This window comes from Burkholderia perseverans (assembly GCF_022870505.1).
Classification (GTDB): Bacteria; Pseudomonadota; Gammaproteobacteria; order Burkholderiales; family Burkholderiaceae; genus Burkholderia; species Burkholderia plantarii.
In genome coordinates, this window is sequence record NZ_CP045093.1 from 3123160 (window position 1) to 3138486 (window position 15327).

Below are 15327 nucleotides of genomic sequence, written 5' to 3' on the forward strand. Positions count from 1 at the left end.
CGCGGTTCGTCCCGCGTGCCGCCTTTGCCGGTTTTCATCGGCTGATTTCGAGGCCCTCCGGTTCGAGGAAACGCGGCAAGGCCGGCAGCAAGCGCGCCTTGCCAGCCCGACTCACCGCTTGCCCCGGCCCCCCGTGCGCGGCTGCCGCCGGCAACCCCTCAGCCGAGGCCAAACTCCCGCGCTGCCTGCCCGATCACCGCCGCGAGCCTCAGCGCCGCCTCGTCCATGCGCGCCTCGTCAAACCCGCCAAAGCCCAGCACGAGCCCCGGCCGAGCGGTGCCCGGCGCGTACATCGGCGACACGGGCCGCACCGCCACGCCGGCCTCGCGCGCGAGCGCCACCACGCGCCGATCGTCGAAGCCGGGCGTGAGCCACAGCACCAGATGCATGCCCTGATCGCTCGGCGCGCGCCATGCCAGCGCGGGCGGCAGCGCCGCGTCGAGCGTCGCGATCAATCGCGCGCGGCGCGCCGCGTAGACGCCGCGCACGCGCCGGATGTGGCGGTCAAGATGGCCCTCGGCGATGAATGCGGCCAGCACGTGCTGGTCGGCCTCGGGCGCGTGGCGGTCCATCAGCACGCGTGCGCCGCGAAACGCGGCGGCGAGCGCGCCGGGCACGATCGCGTAGCCGAGCCGCAGCGACGGAAACAGGATCTTGCTGAACGTGCCGAGATAGACGACGCGCTGCGGGTCGAGCCCCTGCATGGCCGGGAACGGATGGCCGGCGTAGCGCAGCTCGCTGTCGTAATCGTCCTCGACGATCCACGCGTCGGCCGCCCGCGCCCAGTCGACGAGCGCGGCACGGCGCGCCACGCTGAGCGGCATGCCGAGCGGATACTGGTGCGAGGGCGTGACGAAGGCCGCGCGCGCGTGGGGCGCGAGGCGCAAGCCGGCCTCGACGTCGAGCCCCTCGGCATCCACCGGCACGCGCACGATCGCGTCGCGGCGGCCGGTACTCTCCAGGATCGCCGTGATGCCGCGATAGGCCGGATTCTCGACCCAGGCGGCATCGCCGGCGCCGAGCAGCACCTGACTCGCGAGAAACAGCCCCTGCTGCGTGCCGCTCGTCACGATCACCTGGTCGGCGTCGCAGCGCACCGAGCGCGAGCGGCGCACGTAGCCGGCGATCGCCTCGCGCAGCGCGGCCACCCCGCGCGGATCGCCATAACCGGACGGCACCGCGGCGCCGCGCGCGCGCAGGCGGTTGCCGAGCCGCCGCCACGCGGCGTCGGGCAGCGTCGGGCCGCCCGGCACCGACACCGCGAACGGCACCGGCGGCAGCGGCTCGAAATCGGCGGCGATCGCCGCGAACGCGGCGGCTGGGCCGGGCAGGCGAGTGGGTGTCGCCGGTTCGCCCCTTGAAGGCGGCAAAGCCAGCGATGCGCCGCCACCAGCCGCTGCCAGCCGCCCGGCGACGTGAATCGACGGCGCGACATATGCCGCCGTATCGCCGAGCCGATCGCCGTCGGCCTCAGTTTCTCCCCCGCCAGCGTGAACCGACTGCGCGACGTATCCCGCCGTGCCGAGCCGATCGCCGCCGACCATCGACTCTCGCCCGGAAGCAAAATCCACCTGGCCGCCCATCCGCCCGCGCCGGGCCGGCCGATGCGGCCCACCATCGGGCGCGCGCGGCACCACCCCCACGCCCGACGCACCGCTCGCCGTCGGCATCACGGCCGCCGCCACCCACGTCCCGGTACGCCCGCGCGCCACCAGAAACCCCTCGGCGATCAACTGCTCGAACGCCTCGGTCACGGTCCCGCGCGCCACGCCGATCGCCTCCGCCAGCGGCCGCGTGGCCGGCAGCGGTTCGCCGGCGCGCAGCTCGCCGCGCCCGATCGCATCGCGCAGGCGCTGCGCGAGCTGGCGGCTCAACTGGCCCGCCGCGCGGTCGAGCGGGCCGAGCGACGGGATTTCAGGTGTCTTGGCGGTGCGTGCCATCGATTCTGGTCTACTGAAATATCAAAAAACTGGCCCTTCATCATAAGCCAGCAGCGGCGCAGAATGCAGCCATTCCCAACCGGGCCACCACCCCTTCCCCACCCGGAGCCGCCATGTATCTGCCTGCCCATTTCGCCGAAGCGCGCCCCGAGGCGCTGCACGCGCTGATCACCGCGCATCCGTTCGGCGCGCTCGTCACGCACGGCCCGGACGGCCTCGACGCGAACCACCTGCCGTTCGAACTCGACGCGCAGGCCGGCCCGCACGGCGTGCTGCACGCGCATGTGGCGCGCGCCAATCCGGTCTGGCAGCAGCTGCGCGACGGCGCCCCGGTGCTCGTGATCTTCCGCGCGATGGACGCCTACGTCTCGCCGAACTGGTATCCGGGCAAGCACGAGGCGCATCGCCAGGTGCCGACCTGGAACTACGCGGTGGTCCACGCCCACGGCCGCCTCACGGTGCGCGACGACCCGCGCTACGTGCGCGGCGTGGTGGCCCGCCTCACGCGCACGCACGAGGCCGCGCAGCCGGTGCCGTGGAGGATGGGCGACGCGCCGGCCGACTATCTGGAGCCGCTGCTCGCGGCGATCGTCGGCATCGAGATCGAGATCACGCGGCTCGAAGGCAAGGCGAAGCTGAGCCAGAACAAGGACGCGCGCGACCGGGAAGGCGCCGCGGCGGGCCTGCACGCGCAGGGCCGGCACGAAATCGCCGCGGCGATGCGCGCGGGCGGCATCGGCACGGCACCCGGGCACCAAACCGGCGACGCATCCGGGCCCCCCTCCCAGCCTCGATCCGGTCGCGAACCGGACGCCGGACCGAGTCCCGACATAACGAAATGAGCCAGCCGCGCGGCCCCGGGGCGAGGCGGGTTCGCAGACCGACCGCGCACACGGCCGCGCCATGCCCAGCCGGGCGCGACCGCCACGCCCCGCGCCCGGCCGGGGCCGGATGAATCGGCCGCAATCGTTCGCGGCGTCGCGGGGCATCCATTACAATGCACGGCGTTTCCGTTCTTCGAACTACGACTTCCCCGCATTCAGAGGCTTTCATGATCATCAAACCGCGCGTGCGTGGCTTCATCTGCGTGACCACTCATCCCGTCGGCTGCGAGGCCAACGTCAAAGAACAGATCGACTACGTGGTCAAGCAAGGCCCGATCGCCAACGGTCCGAAGAAGGTGCTGGTGATCGGCTCGTCGACGGGCTACGGCCTCGCCGCGCGCATCTCGGCGGCGTTCGCGTCGGGCGCGGACACGCTCGGCGTGTGCTTCGAGCGCGCCGGCAGCGACAGCAAGCCGGGCACGGCCGGCTGGTACAACACGGCCGCGTTCGAGAAGTTCGCGAAGGCCGAGGGCCGCTACGGGAAGACGATCAACGGCGACGCGTTTTCCGACGAAGTGAAGCGCGTGACGCTCGAGACCATCAAGGCCGACCTCGGCCAGGTGGACCTGGTGGTCTACAGCCTGGCCTCGCCGCGCCGCACGCATCCGAAGACGGGCGTGGTGCATCAGTCCACGCTGAAGCCGATCGGCAAGACGGTGCAGTTCCGCGGCCTCGACACCGACAAGGAAGTGATCCGCGAGGCAGTGCTGGAGCCGGCCACGCAGGAGGAAATCGACAACACGGTGGCCGTGATGGGCGGCGAGGACTGGAAGATGTGGGTGGACGCGCTGCGCGAGGCCGGCCTGCTGGCCGAAGGCGCGAAGACCACGGCGTTCACCTATCTCGGCGAGCAGATCACGCACGACATCTACTGGAACGGCTCGATCGGCGCGGCCAAGAAGGATCTCGACCGCACCGTGATCGGCCTGCGCGAATCGCTCGCGCCGCTCGGCGGTGATGCGCGCGTGTCGGTGCTGAAGGCGGTGGTCACGCAGGCCAGCTCGGCGATCCCGATGATGCCGCTGTACCTGTCGCTGCTGTTCAAGGTGATGAAGGAAACCGGCACGCACGAAGGCTGCATCGAGCAGGTGTACGGGCTGCTGCACGACACGATGTACGGTAACACCCCGCATGTGGACGAAGACGGCCGCCTGCGTGCCGACTACAAGGAACTTGACCCGCAGGTGCAGGCCAAGGTGGCGGCGCTGTGGGACCACGTCACCAACGAGAACCTCTACGAAGTCACCGATTTCGCCGGCTACAAGCACGAGTTCCTGCGCCTGTTCGGCTTCGAGATCGCCGGCGTGGACTACGACGCCGACGTCAATCCCGACGTCGAGATTCCCGGCGTGATCCAGGTCGGCATCTGAGGCTGCCGTTCGGCAAGCGCGACCTGAATCAAGCGTAGGAAAGCAGCAAAAAGGCGGCGCCGGTTTCCACCGGGCGCCGCTTTTTCGTTAACCCTTTTTCGTTAACACGCGTGGTTCGTCACGCCAGATCGCGCACCTTCGGCTCGCGATCGTAGAAGCGCCGGGCCGCCGCCTTCACGAACGCGTCGCCGAGGTCGGTCACGCCGGCGTCGGGCTGGATGCCGGCCCGCTCCAGCAGCGGCTGCGCGCCCGGCGTGTGGCCGATCGCCTTCAGGTGGGCGAACGCGTCGAGCACGAACGACACGGCCGCCGAATCCTGCGCGAGCTTGCGCGCGGCATCCTCGGTCAGCACCAGCGCGACCGCATCGACCAGCACCGACGGCGAGCCGGCCAGTTGCCCGTCCGCCGTCAGCGTGCCGCCCTTCACCGGCACCCCACCCACCTTCGGCGCGATCAGCATGGCGCGCCCGCCGGCCTTTTCGATCGACGCCACCAGCGCCTCGATCGCGGCCTTGTCCGAACCCTCGTCGAACAGGATGCCGACCTTGCGGCCCTGCAGCGTGTGCTTCGCGTTGGCGACGATCGACAGCGCCGGCGACGGCTTCATGTCGATCGGCTCGCGTGCCGGCGGCGCGGCGTCGGGCAGCGGAATCGCGAGGCCGTCGGCCACGCGCTGCGCGAGCGATTCGTCGACGTTGCGCAGCCGCGAGACCATCCGCGAACGCACGTGTTCGAGCGACACCTTCGACAGCTCGAACACGAACGCCGAGGCCAGATGCGCCTGCTCGATCGGCTCCAGCGAGCGAAACAGCAGCCGCGCCTGGCTGTAGTGGTCGGCGAACAGCTCGGCGCGCACGCGCAGCTTCTCCGACGGATCGTTGCGCTCGGCGTTGGCCTCGAAGGTGGTGAAGCCCTCGGCCGGCGCCTCGCGCGGGCCGCCGTCCTCGCCCGCTTGCGCGAGCGAATTCGGCTCGTAGTTGGCGCGGCCGGTGGGCACCTGGGTCTGCATCATCCCGTCGCGCTGCATGTTGTGGAACGGGCAGCGCGGCGCGTTGATCGGGATCTGGTGGAAGTTGGTGGTGCCGAGCCGCGACTTCTGCGTGTCGAGGTAGCTGAACAGGCGCCCCTGCAGCAGCGGATCGTTGGTGAAGTCGATGCCGGGCACCACGTTCGACGGCAGGAACGCGGCCTGTTCGGTCTCGGCGAAGAAGTTCTTCGCGTTGGCGTTCAGCGTGAGCCGGCCGATCGTCTCGACCGGGATCTCCTCCTCGGGGATCAGCTTGGTGGCATCGAGCACGTCGTAGGGCTGCTTCGCGGCCCACGCCTCGTCGAACACCTGGATGCCGAGATCCCACTCGGGGAAGTCGCCCGCCTCGATCGCCTCGAACAGGTCGCGGCGATGATAGTCGGGATCGGCCCCGGCGATCTTCACGGCCTCGTCCCAGCAGGTGGACTGCACGCCGAGCACCGGCGTCCAGTGGAACTTCACGTAGCGGCCCTCGCCCTTCGCGTTGACGAAGCGGAACGTATGCACGCCAAAGCCCTGCATCATGCGCAGCGAACGCGGGATCGCGCGGTCGGACATCGCCCACATCAGCATGTGGGTGCTTTCGGGCGTCAGGCTCGCGAAATCCCAGAACGTGTCGTGCGCCGAGGCCGCCTGCGGATAGCCGCGATCGGCCTCCATCTTCACGCTGTGGATCAGGTCCGGGAACTTGATCGCGTCCTGGATGAAGAACACCGGGATGTTGTTGCCCACCAGGTCCCAGTTGCCCTCGCGCGTGTAGAACTTCACGGCGAAGCCGCGCACGTCGCGCGGCGTGTCCACCGAGCCCGCGCCGCCCGCCACCGTCGAGAAGCGCACGAACACCTCGGTCTCCTCGCCGGCCTTCTGGAACAGGTTCGCGCGCGTGAGTTCGGGAATCGCGCGCGTACACTTGAACACACCGTGCGCGCCGCTGCCGCGCGCATGCACGATGCGCTCGGGGATCCGCTCGTGGTCGAAGTGGAAGATCTTCTCGCGCAGCACGAAATCCTCGAGCAGCGTCGGACCGCGCTCGCCCGCGCGCAGGCTGTTCTGGTTGTCGGAGATCGGAACGCCGAAGTTGGTCGTCAACACGTCGGGATCCTGCTTGCCGCGACCCGTGTGTTGCTGATGCAGTTCGCCACCGTGGCCGATGACATCGGCATCCTGGGTCGCTTTCGATTTGGCCATGCGATTCCTCCACTTCCGGTTGTGGGGTCAAAAACGGCCGATCGGCACGCGCGTCGCGCGTTCGCTCGCCATGCTGCGGGCGAGCGGACGCGGCAACGCACCGTCGGCGCTCGAATCGGTATCGATCGCGGCGGATGGCAGTGACCGGGCGCCGGTGCGGTGCCGATCTTCCGCAGGCGTGCCTCGGGCCTGCAAAAACTACAAATCCGCCGATCGATATGACGTGCGGCGCGCGTCCAGTGGGGACGGACGCGTGCCGGCCAGGGAATCGCGCAAGATCCGGGCCCGGCGAAACGGCGTGCTGGTGGAAGGTGGCGACGGTGGCGCGGCGAGGGGGTTGTGAGAGGCGCGGACGCAATGCATGCCCGGAGACGGCGGAGCATGGCGCGCTCTCAGGAACCTGCATGGCCGGCGGAGACGAGGCGCGGGCGCATCGACCCAGGCATGCGGGGCCCGTAACCACCACACGCCCCCGCTCGCGAAACATGCGTGGCAGGCAACGGCGAAACGCGTCCATTCGCCGGGACACACGCAGCGGCCGGAGGTCAGACGAGCCGGCTCACGAGAGCGGGCGTGGCAGGCAATCGCGAAACACGCGCATCCGCACGGGCACACGCGGCCGGCGGAAACAAAATGAACCCGCTCGCGGACGCATGCCGGCGGGCACGAAACGAACATGACGCCCGCATCGACAATCGACGCGACAGCCGCAAACGAAACGGCAACCGGCCGGCGGGTCAGCGCCGCAAATGCGCGTCGACGAGCGGCGCGAGCGCGGCCGCATGCGCGTTCGCGAGATCATGGCGCCCGCCGCGCACCACATGCAGCCGCGCATCGGGCAGCGTGCCGAGCAGCCGCTCGCCGACCGCGGGCGGGCTGAACGGATCGTCGTCGCCCCAGATCAGCAAGGTCGGCTGCGTGACGCCGGGCAGCCGGTCCGTCAGGTCGCCGCGATAGGCGACGAACCAGTCGGGCAGCGGCGCGCCGGCCGCCCGGAACGCGGTACGCCAGTCCTCGGCACCGAGCCCCTCGACGTCGACACCGCCCGACGTCACGCACAGCACCAGATGCGTGACGAGTTCGGGGCGCGCCAGCGCGGCGCGTATCGCGAGCACGCCGCCCATCGATTGCGCGATCAGCGCGCTCGGCAGGTCGAGGCGCGCCAGCACGCGGTCGAGCAGATCGTCGAGGTTGCGGATCGACGGATCGGGCGGCTCGGCGCCGAAGCCGGGATACGCGATGACCTCGCGCTCGGCGCCGTGTTCGAGGCGCTGCGCGAGCGGCTGCCAGAACGCGGTATCGCCCGATGCGCCGGGCAGGAACAGCAGCCGGGACGGATGCGGCATGAAGAAGGCTCCTTGATGAGGCGACGCGGCACGGCATGGCACCTCGTGCCGGCCCGGGAGAGCACGGCTGACCCGCGTGCTTCAGGCCGCAATCATGACAGCAGATGGCGCATCGCGACAGCCCGTACGACAGCGGATGCAGCAGCCGGCGCCACGCCAAACCCGTCGCCAAATCCGGCGGCAAGCGCCACGCCAGACGCAGCGGCAAACCTCGCGACGCCGGGTATCATCGGGCTTTACCCGGCCCGCCCTCATGCTCGCGCTCAAGCTCACGCTGGTCCCGTTGTTCCTGCTCGTGGTCTCGATGTCGGGCTCGTGGTGGGGACCGTCGATCGCGGGCTGGCTCGCCGGGCTGCCGGTGGTGGCCGGGCCGATCCTGTTCCTGCTGGTACTCGGCCACGGCCCCGCGTTCGGCGCGCAGGCGGCCGTGCTGTCGCTGGCCGCGATCCTCGCCTCCGAAGCCTTCAATTTCGCCTACGCCTGGACCTGCCGCACCCGCCGCTGGCCGGTGGCGCTCGCCGCCGCGCTGGCGACCTGGCTCGCGGCCGCGCTGCTGCTTGCGCGGCTGCCCGGCTCGCCGCTGCTGGCGGTGAGCGTGGCGATCGCGGCCGTGGCGTTCGGCCAGCGCTTCCTGCCGCGCGCGTCGCATGGCGCCGCCAGCCTGCCGCTCACGCGCCGCGACCTGGCCGGCCGGATGGCCGCAGGCGCGCTGCTGACGCTGGCCGTGACCGCGCTCGCGGGCCGCGCCGGCCCGGCATGGAGCGGGCTGCTGGCCGTGTTCCCGCTGCTCGGCAGCGTGCTGGCGGTGTCCTCGCATCGCGCCCACGGCAGCGACTTCGTGATCGCGCTGCTGCGCGGCATGGTGCTCGGCCGCTTCTCGTTCCTCGGCTTCTGCCTCGTGCTCGCGTTCACGCTCGGCCACGTCTCGACGGCGCTCGCGTTCGCGCTGGCCGCCGCCGTGGCGATGACGGTGCAGTGGACCACGCGCCGCGTCGCGCAGGCCGCCGCGCGGCGCGTGGCGGCCGGTGCATCGATGCCGCCGCGATAACGCGGCACGCCGGCCCGCACGGCGCCGCGCGAGCCGCGGATGCCGGTGCGGACCAACGGCCGGGGCCGGCCGACGCACGATTCACGAACCCATGCACCGAGGCGAACGGAACGCCGGCTCGCCTGCCTCATCCCGTTCTCTGCTTCACACCGATTCGAAAAAGCACCGCGCCCCTCACGCGCAAAGCACATCACGCCCACCCTGATAACCAAAGCGCAAATCGATGGTTTCGCGGGTGCGGGCAGGCTGATTAGATTGCTGCTGATCCGGTCGGCCAGCCGCCGGCCCCGCTGTTTTCCCGACTCCTTCCGCGCCTCGATGATCATTCGCTTCCACGCCCTGCGCTCCCGCTTCGCACCGCTCGCGCCGGCCGCCATGCTCAGCGCCGCCCTCGCCACCGCGCTCGCCCTGTCGCCCACCATCGCCACCGCGCAAGCCACGCACGCCGCCGACACGGCGCCCGTGCCGTCGCTGAAAGGCAAGCGGATCGGCATCACGGCGGCCGGCACCGATCACTACTGGGACCTGAAGGCCTACCAGGGTGCGATCGATGAGGTGAAGCGGCTCGGCGGCACGCCGATCGCGCTCGACGCGGGCCGCAACGACAACCGCCAGATCGCGCAGATCCAGACGCTGATCGCGCAAAAGCCCGACGCGATCGTCGAGCAGCTCGGCACGGCCTCGGTGCTGGAGCCGTGGCTGCAGAAGATCCGCCAGGCCGGCATCCCGCTGTTCACGATCGACACGGCCTCGCCCGCGAGCCTCAACGACACCACCTCCGACAACTTCTTCATCGGCGAACAGCTCGCGCTGAAGCTCGTCAACGACATCCACGGCGAGGGCAACATCCTGGTCTTCAACGGCTTCTACGGCGTGCCCGTCTGCGCGATCCGCTACGACCAGCTGAAGGCCGTGCTCAAGTACTACCCGAAGGTCCACATCGTCGAGCCCGAACTGCGCGACGTAATCCCGAACACCGTGCAGAACGCCTACGCGCAGGTCAGCCAGCTGCTGACCAAATACCCGAAAGGCCAGATCGCGGCGATCTGGTCGGCCTGGGACGTGCCGCAGGTGGGCGCCACGCAGGCCGTGGACGCCGCGCACCGCAACGAGATCCGCACCTACGCGGTGGACGGCAGCCCCGACGTGGTGGCGCTCGTCAAGGATCCGAAGTCGAGCGCGGGCGCGGTGGTGGCCCAGCAGCCGGCGCTGATCGGCAAGACCGCCGTGGACAACGTCGCGCGCTACCTGGCCGGCGACCACACGCTGCCGCCCTACACCTACGTGCCGTCGCTGCTCGTCACCAAGGACAACGCGGGCTCGCTGCAACAGACGCTCGGCCAGACCGGAACGGTTGCGCCCGCATCGAAATGACCGACCCGGCTTCCCCGCCCGCCGCCGCGCCCGCGCTCGAACTGCGCGACATCGTCAAGCGCTTCGACGGCACCGCCGCGCTGCGCGGCGCGTCGCTGGCGGTGCCGCGCGGCACCGTGCATGGCCTGATCGGCCAGAACGGCGCCGGCAAATCGACGCTGATCCGGATTCTCGCCGGGATCCACGCTGCCGACGCCGGCACGATCGCGATCGACGGCATCGCCCAGCCGCGCAACGCGGCCGGCGCCACGCGCGTGACGCCCGGCGCCGCGCTCGGCTTCATCCATCAGGAACGCCTGCTGCCGCCCACGCTGACGGTGGCCGAGGCACTCGCGCTGGGCCGCGAGCCCGCCTTCGGGCCGCGCGCGGCCGGCGTGCTGCGCCTGCTCGACGGGCGGCGCATGCGGCGCGCGGCGCGCGAGGCGCTGGACCGCCACTTCGGCATCACGCTGCCGCCGGACCGGCTGATCGGCGAGCTGAGCGTGGCCGAGCAGCAGCTCGTGCAGATCACGCGCGCGCTCGCCGGCGAGCCGGCGATCCTCGTGTTCGACGAGCCCACCGCCGCGCTGGTGAGCCGCGAGGTGGACCGGCTGCTGCGCACCATCGAGCAATTGCGCGCGCGCGGCCAGACGATCCTCTACGTCTCGCACTACCTGAACGAGATCGCGCAGGTCTGCGACGGCGTGACGGTGCTGCGCGACGGCGCCGACGTGGCCCATCTCGACGCGCGCGCGACGCCGGTGGACGCGCTGGTGGCCGCGATGCTCGGCGACGAGGCGCCGGCCGCCGCACGCCGGGCCGCCCCGGCCGCTGCGCACGCGGACCACGCATCCGGCACGTCCAACCCAGCCAGCGCCGCCGGCGCGCCCGTGCTCGCGGTGCGTGGCCTGAGCGCGCCGGGCCGTTTCGAGGCGGTGTCGTTCGCGCTGCGGCGCGGCGAGATCGTCGGCGTGACGGGCCTGCTCGGCTCGGGCGGCAAGCCGCTGGTGCGCAGCCTGTTCGGGCTTGAACGCGGCGTGACCGGCGCGATCGAGATCGACGGCCGCGCCGCGCCGCTGCGCACACCGCGCGAAGCCGTGCGGCGCGGCCTCGGGTTCGTGCCCGAGGACCGGCGCACGCACGGCGTGGCGCCCGCGCTGTCGGTGCGCGAGAACATCTCGCTCGCGAGCCTCGCGCGCGTGAGCCGGCTGGGCTTCGTCGCGCGCGGTCGCGAGGCCGGCGTGGCAGGCCGGCTGATCGACGCGCTGTCGATCCGCGCGCCCGGCGTCGACGCGCCGGTGCGCCAGCTGTCGGGCGGCAACCAGCAGAAGGTCGCGCTCGCGAAATGGCTGAGCCGCGCCTCGCGCGTCTATCTGCTCGACGAGCCGACGATCGGCGTGGACGTGGGCGCCAAGCACGAGATCTACCGGCTGCTCGACCGGCTCGCGCGCGACGGCGCGGCCGTGCTGCTGTTCTCGAGCGACCTGATCGAGCTGCTCGGCGTGACCGACCGCATCCTCGTGATGGCGCGCGGCCGGCTGGTGCGCGAGGTGGCCACGCGCGACACGGATCGCCACGAGCTGCTGGCCTGGACCACCGGCGCGCGTGCCGACGGTGCGGCGCCGGTGCCTCGCGAGGCCGCCGCATGAGCAAGGTCCTCGATACGCCGCGCGCGGCCGGCACGCGCCTCGCGCGTCTGCACGGCCTGCGCCCGGGGCCGCAGGCCTGGCTGCGCGGCGGCGCGCTGCTCGCGTTCGCGGCCGTGTTCGTCGGCTTCGCGCTCGGCTCGCCGCTGTTCCTCACGCTCGCCAATCTCGCCAACGTGCTGCAGCAGTCGGCCGTGGTCGGGCTGCTCGGCTTCGGCCTCACGGTGGTGCTGATCGGCGGCGGCGCGGATCCGATCCGCGGCGGCCTCGATCTCTCGGTGGCCGCCAATCTCGGCTTCTGCGCGGCCGTCTATGCCGTCACGCTGCGCGACGGCGGCACGCCCGGCGCGGCGCTCGCGCTGACGCTCGCGGCCGGCGCCGCGATCGGCGCGCTCAACGCGTTCGCGGTACTCGTGCTGCGCATCTATCCGCTGCTCGCCACGCTGACCACCATGAACCTCTGCGCCGGCTTCGAACTGGTGCTGACGCAGAACACCTCGGTGCCGGCCGCCACGCCGCTGCTCGCGTTCCTGCTCGGCGACGGCGCGGCCGGCGTGCCGATTCTCGCGCTCGCGCTGCTGGCCGCGGCCGCCGGCTTCACGCTGCTGATCCATCGCACGCCGTTCGGGCTGCGCCTGCACGCGGCGGGCGCGCACCCGGAAGCGGCGCGCGCGGCCGGGGTGCGCGTCGCGCTCGTGATCGCCGCCAGCTACGTGCTGAGCGGGCTGGCCGCGGCGCTCGCCGCGCTCGCCAACCTCGCGCTGCTGAGCGGCAGCTCGCCCGGCGCCGGCGACAGCCTGCTGACCGTGATCGCGGCCGCGCTGCTCGGCGTGGTGTTCTCGCGGCGCCTCACGCCGACCATTCCCGGCACGCTGCTGGCGGTGCTGTTCATCGGCGTGATCGGCAACGGCTTCCAGCTCGACAACGTATCGAGCTACTGGGTAAACGGCGTGGAAGGGCTGCTGATCCTGTTCGTGGTGGCCACCACCGCGATCGTGCGGCGCCGCCACGCGGGGAGCCATGCTCATGACTGAACGCACCGGGCGCCGGCCCCGCTTCCTCTCCGGTTTCGTCGCCGATTGCGTCTCCGGCCTCGATGCCCGCTTCGCGCTGGTGGGCGCGCTCGCCGTGGTGATCGCGTTCTTCGCCGTGTTCGCGCCCGGCTTCGCGCGCGCCGGCAACCTCGCCGACGTGCTGCGCGACAACTTCGCGCTGCTCGCGATCGCCTCGCTCGGCATGACGCTCGCGCTGTCGCTCGGCGCGATCGATCTCTCGCTCGGCACCGCGATCGACGTGGCAAGCCTCGTGTTCGTGCTGCTCAGCGCGCATCAGGTGGCCACGCCCATCGCCGCGCTGGCCGGGCTCGCGGCCGCCGCGGCGGTGGGCGCGTTCAACGGCGTGCTGATCGCGCGGATCGGCATCGCGCCGTTCCTCGCCACGCTCGGCACGCTGTTCATCGGCCAGACCGTCCAGCAGCTCGCCACCGACGGCGGCCAGCCCGTGTACCTGCTCACCCTCGCGCTGCCGCCGCTGTTCAGCGCGCTCGCGCACGGCACGCTGCTCGGGCTGCCGGTGCCGCTGTGGATCGTGGCCGCGCTGGCGCTGGCCGTCCACGCGGCGCTGGCCTGGTCCGGCTTCGGCCGCGCCGCCGCCGCGCTCGGCGCGCAGCCCGGCGTCGCGCGCTACTCGGGCCTGCCGGTGGCGGCCGTGACGTTCGCGGGCTTCGTGGCGGGCGCGCTGATCTACGGCGTGGCGGGCCTGCTGCTGTCGTCGACGGTCAAGGCCTACGTGCCGCTGTCCGGCAACGGCTACCTGCTCAACGCGATCGGCGCGACCTTCATCGGCACCACGTTGTCGCCGGCGCGGCGGCCGAGCGTGCCGGGCACGCTGCTCGGCGTGCTGCTGCTGAGCCTGGTCGCCAACGGCCTGCTGCTGACCGGTTGGAACTTCTACTGGCAGCAGGTGGCGACCGGCGTGCTGATCTTCGCCGTCCTCGCGCTCGGTTTCGCCGGGCGGCGCGACGCCCACGCGTGACGCCGCCCATGTCCGACGCAGGGCCCACGGGCCGGCGCCCCGACGCACCGTTCTCCAACCGCAACCACGAGTTCATCGCATGTCCCAGGATCGCACCACCGCCCTGCCGCCCGACGTCGTGACGAGTGCCGCGTGGGGCGAGCCGCCCCGCGACGCCTACGCGGGCCGGGTCGCCCCGTTCCGGCCGCTGTTCGCGCGGATTCGCGAGCAGGCCGTCGAGCGCGAGATCGAACGCCGCCTGCCGTTCGACGCGATCGGCTGGCTGCGCGACGCCGGGCTCACCGCCGCGCGCGTGCCGCGCGAACACGGTGGCCTCGGTCTCGCGCTGCCCGAGCTGTTCGAGTTGCTGATCGAGCTGTCCGAGGCCGATTCAAATCTGACGCAGGCGCTGCGCGCGCACTTCGGCTTCGTCGAGCATGTGCTCGGCAGCGAGGCCGAGCGCCGCGCACGCTGGCTGCCGAGGCTCGCGAAGGGCGACATCGTGGGCGGCGCATGGTCGGAGACGGGCGACGCCAGGCAGGCGCAGTTCGCCACGCGCCTCACGCGCGCGGCCGACGGCTGGCGCCTGGACGGCACCAAGTTCTACACGACCGGCTCGCTGTTCGCGGACTGGATCCACGTCGGCGCGACCGACCCCGACGACGCCTACGTCAGCGTCACGATCGATCGCCGTGCGGCGGGCGTGGAAGTCGACGACGACTGGGACGGCATGGGCCAGCGGCTGACCGCGAGCGGCACCAGCCGTTTCGCCGGCGTGGCCGTGGACGCGCGCGAGATCGTCACGAGCGCGCCGTTCGCGTATTCGGAGGCGTTCTACCAGCTGGTCCATCTGGCGACGCTGGCCGGCATCGGCCGCGCGGCGGTGAGCGACGCGGCCGCGCAGGTGGCCGCGCGCCGGCGCAGCTACAGCCACGCGGCGGCCGCGCGTCCCGCCGACGATCCGCAACTGCTGCAGGTGATCGGCCGCGCCCGCGCGCAGGCCTGGGCGGCCGGCGCAGCCGTGGCGCAGGCCGCGCGCGCGCTCGAACGCGCGACGCGCGGCGCGGCGGGGCGTGCGGGTGCGGTGGGCTCTGCGGACGCGGCGGACGCCTCCGCGATCGCCGAGGCCGAAGTCGAGATCTGGCAGGCCCAGACGGTGGTCGCGCAACTCATCCTCGATGCAACGGCCGGCGTGTTCGACGCGCTCGGCGCCTCGGCCACGCTGCGCGCCAACGGGCTCGACCGCTACTGGCGCAACGCGCGCACCATCGTCTCGCACAATCCGCGCGTCTACCGCGAGCGCATCGTCGGCGATTTCGCCGTGAACGGGACGCTGCCGCAGGGGCAGTGGCGGATCGGTGTCGTTTGAGGGCACGGCGTGCCCGCGATCTGTCGCCGAAGAAAAACTTGTCGCAGTGTCCGGGACGGGTTGACCACGACATTGCATAGTTCCCCGGTCCGTTAAACCATCACCCTCGCCCTTCTCTCCGTCATCATCCGGCCGCTCACGGT

The 15327-nt window shown here is 71.8% G+C and carries 12 protein-coding genes; 9 read left to right on the plus strand and 3 right to left on the minus strand.

Translation table 11 applies throughout. The features are described from left to right. Window positions 1-158 precede the first annotated feature (158 nt). Window positions 159-1940, minus strand: coding sequence for a MocR-like pyridoxine biosynthesis transcription factor PdxR (gene pdxR, locus BpN12_RS13075; RefSeq protein ID WP_246793000.1), 1782 nt, complete (start codon window positions 1938-1940; stop codon window positions 159-161). A gap of 113 nt (window positions 1941-2053) precedes the next feature. On the opposite strand from pdxR, the gene BpN12_RS13080 reads away from it, so the two are divergent. Beyond that, window positions 2054-2782 (plus strand): FMN-binding negative transcriptional regulator, encoded by a 729-nt coding sequence (locus BpN12_RS13080; RefSeq protein ID WP_246793001.1) that lies wholly within the window; start codon window positions 2054-2056, stop codon window positions 2780-2782. A gap of 209 nt (window positions 2783-2991) precedes the next feature. Beyond that, window positions 2992-4194, plus strand: coding sequence for an enoyl-ACP reductase FabV (fabV, locus tag BpN12_RS13085; protein WP_246793002.1), 1203 nt, complete (start codon window positions 2992-2994; stop codon window positions 4192-4194). 118 nt (window positions 4195-4312) lie between these two features. Here fabV and BpN12_RS13090 read toward each other — a convergent pair whose 3' ends face one another. Beyond that, window positions 4313-6409: a catalase gene (locus tag BpN12_RS13090; RefSeq protein WP_246793003.1), complete on the minus strand. Its 2097-nt coding sequence runs from the start codon at window positions 6407-6409 to the stop codon at window positions 4313-4315. Here BpN12_RS13090 and BpN12_RS13095 point away from each other — a divergent pair. After that, window positions 6408-6752: a hypothetical protein gene (locus BpN12_RS13095; protein ID WP_246793004.1), complete on the plus strand. Its 345-nt coding sequence runs from the start codon at window positions 6408-6410 to the stop codon at window positions 6750-6752. The genes BpN12_RS13090 and BpN12_RS13095 overlap by 2 nt on opposite strands. A 394-nt stretch (window positions 6753-7146) precedes the next feature. Here the strand turns inward: BpN12_RS13095 and BpN12_RS13100 are convergent, their stop codons facing one another. Continuing rightward, window positions 7147-7755 carry an alpha/beta fold hydrolase gene (locus tag BpN12_RS13100; protein ID WP_246793005.1) on the minus strand — a complete coding sequence of 203 codons (609 nt, stop codon included), beginning with the start codon at window positions 7753-7755 and terminating at the stop codon, window positions 7147-7149. A gap of 253 nt (window positions 7756-8008) precedes the next feature. On the opposite strand from BpN12_RS13100, the gene BpN12_RS13105 reads away from it, so the two are divergent. The 6 genes from BpN12_RS13105 to BpN12_RS13130 all read left to right on the plus strand — a co-directional run bounded on the left by BpN12_RS13105 (window position 8009) and on the right by BpN12_RS13130 (window position 15184). Further along, window positions 8009-8803, plus strand: a complete 795-nt coding sequence (locus BpN12_RS13105) for a hypothetical protein (protein ID WP_246793006.1) — start codon at window positions 8009-8011, stop codon at window positions 8801-8803. Window positions 8804-9178: 375 nt separating this feature from the next. After that, entirely contained in the window at window positions 9179-10177 is a 999-nt protein-coding gene (locus tag BpN12_RS13110; RefSeq protein ID WP_246793007.1) for a sugar ABC transporter substrate-binding protein, read from the plus strand. After that, window positions 10174-11805, plus strand: a complete 1632-nt coding sequence (locus BpN12_RS13115; RefSeq protein ID WP_246793008.1) for a sugar ABC transporter ATP-binding protein — start codon at window positions 10174-10176, stop codon at window positions 11803-11805. Before BpN12_RS13110 ends, BpN12_RS13115 begins: the two co-directional genes overlap by 4 nt. Next, window positions 11802-12836 (plus strand): ABC transporter permease, encoded by a 1035-nt coding sequence (locus BpN12_RS13120; protein WP_246793009.1) that lies wholly within the window; start codon window positions 11802-11804, stop codon window positions 12834-12836. Before BpN12_RS13115 ends, BpN12_RS13120 begins: the two co-directional genes overlap by 4 nt. Then, complete coding sequence (locus BpN12_RS13125) at window positions 12829-13836, plus strand: ABC transporter permease (protein WP_246793010.1); 1008 nt, start codon at window positions 12829-12831, stop codon at window positions 13834-13836. Before BpN12_RS13120 ends, BpN12_RS13125 begins: the two co-directional genes overlap by 8 nt. A 79-nt stretch (window positions 13837-13915) precedes the next feature. After that, window positions 13916-15184, plus strand: coding sequence for an acyl-CoA dehydrogenase family protein (locus BpN12_RS13130; RefSeq protein WP_246793011.1), 1269 nt, complete (start codon window positions 13916-13918; stop codon window positions 15182-15184). Window positions 15185-15327: the final 143 nt, after the last annotated feature.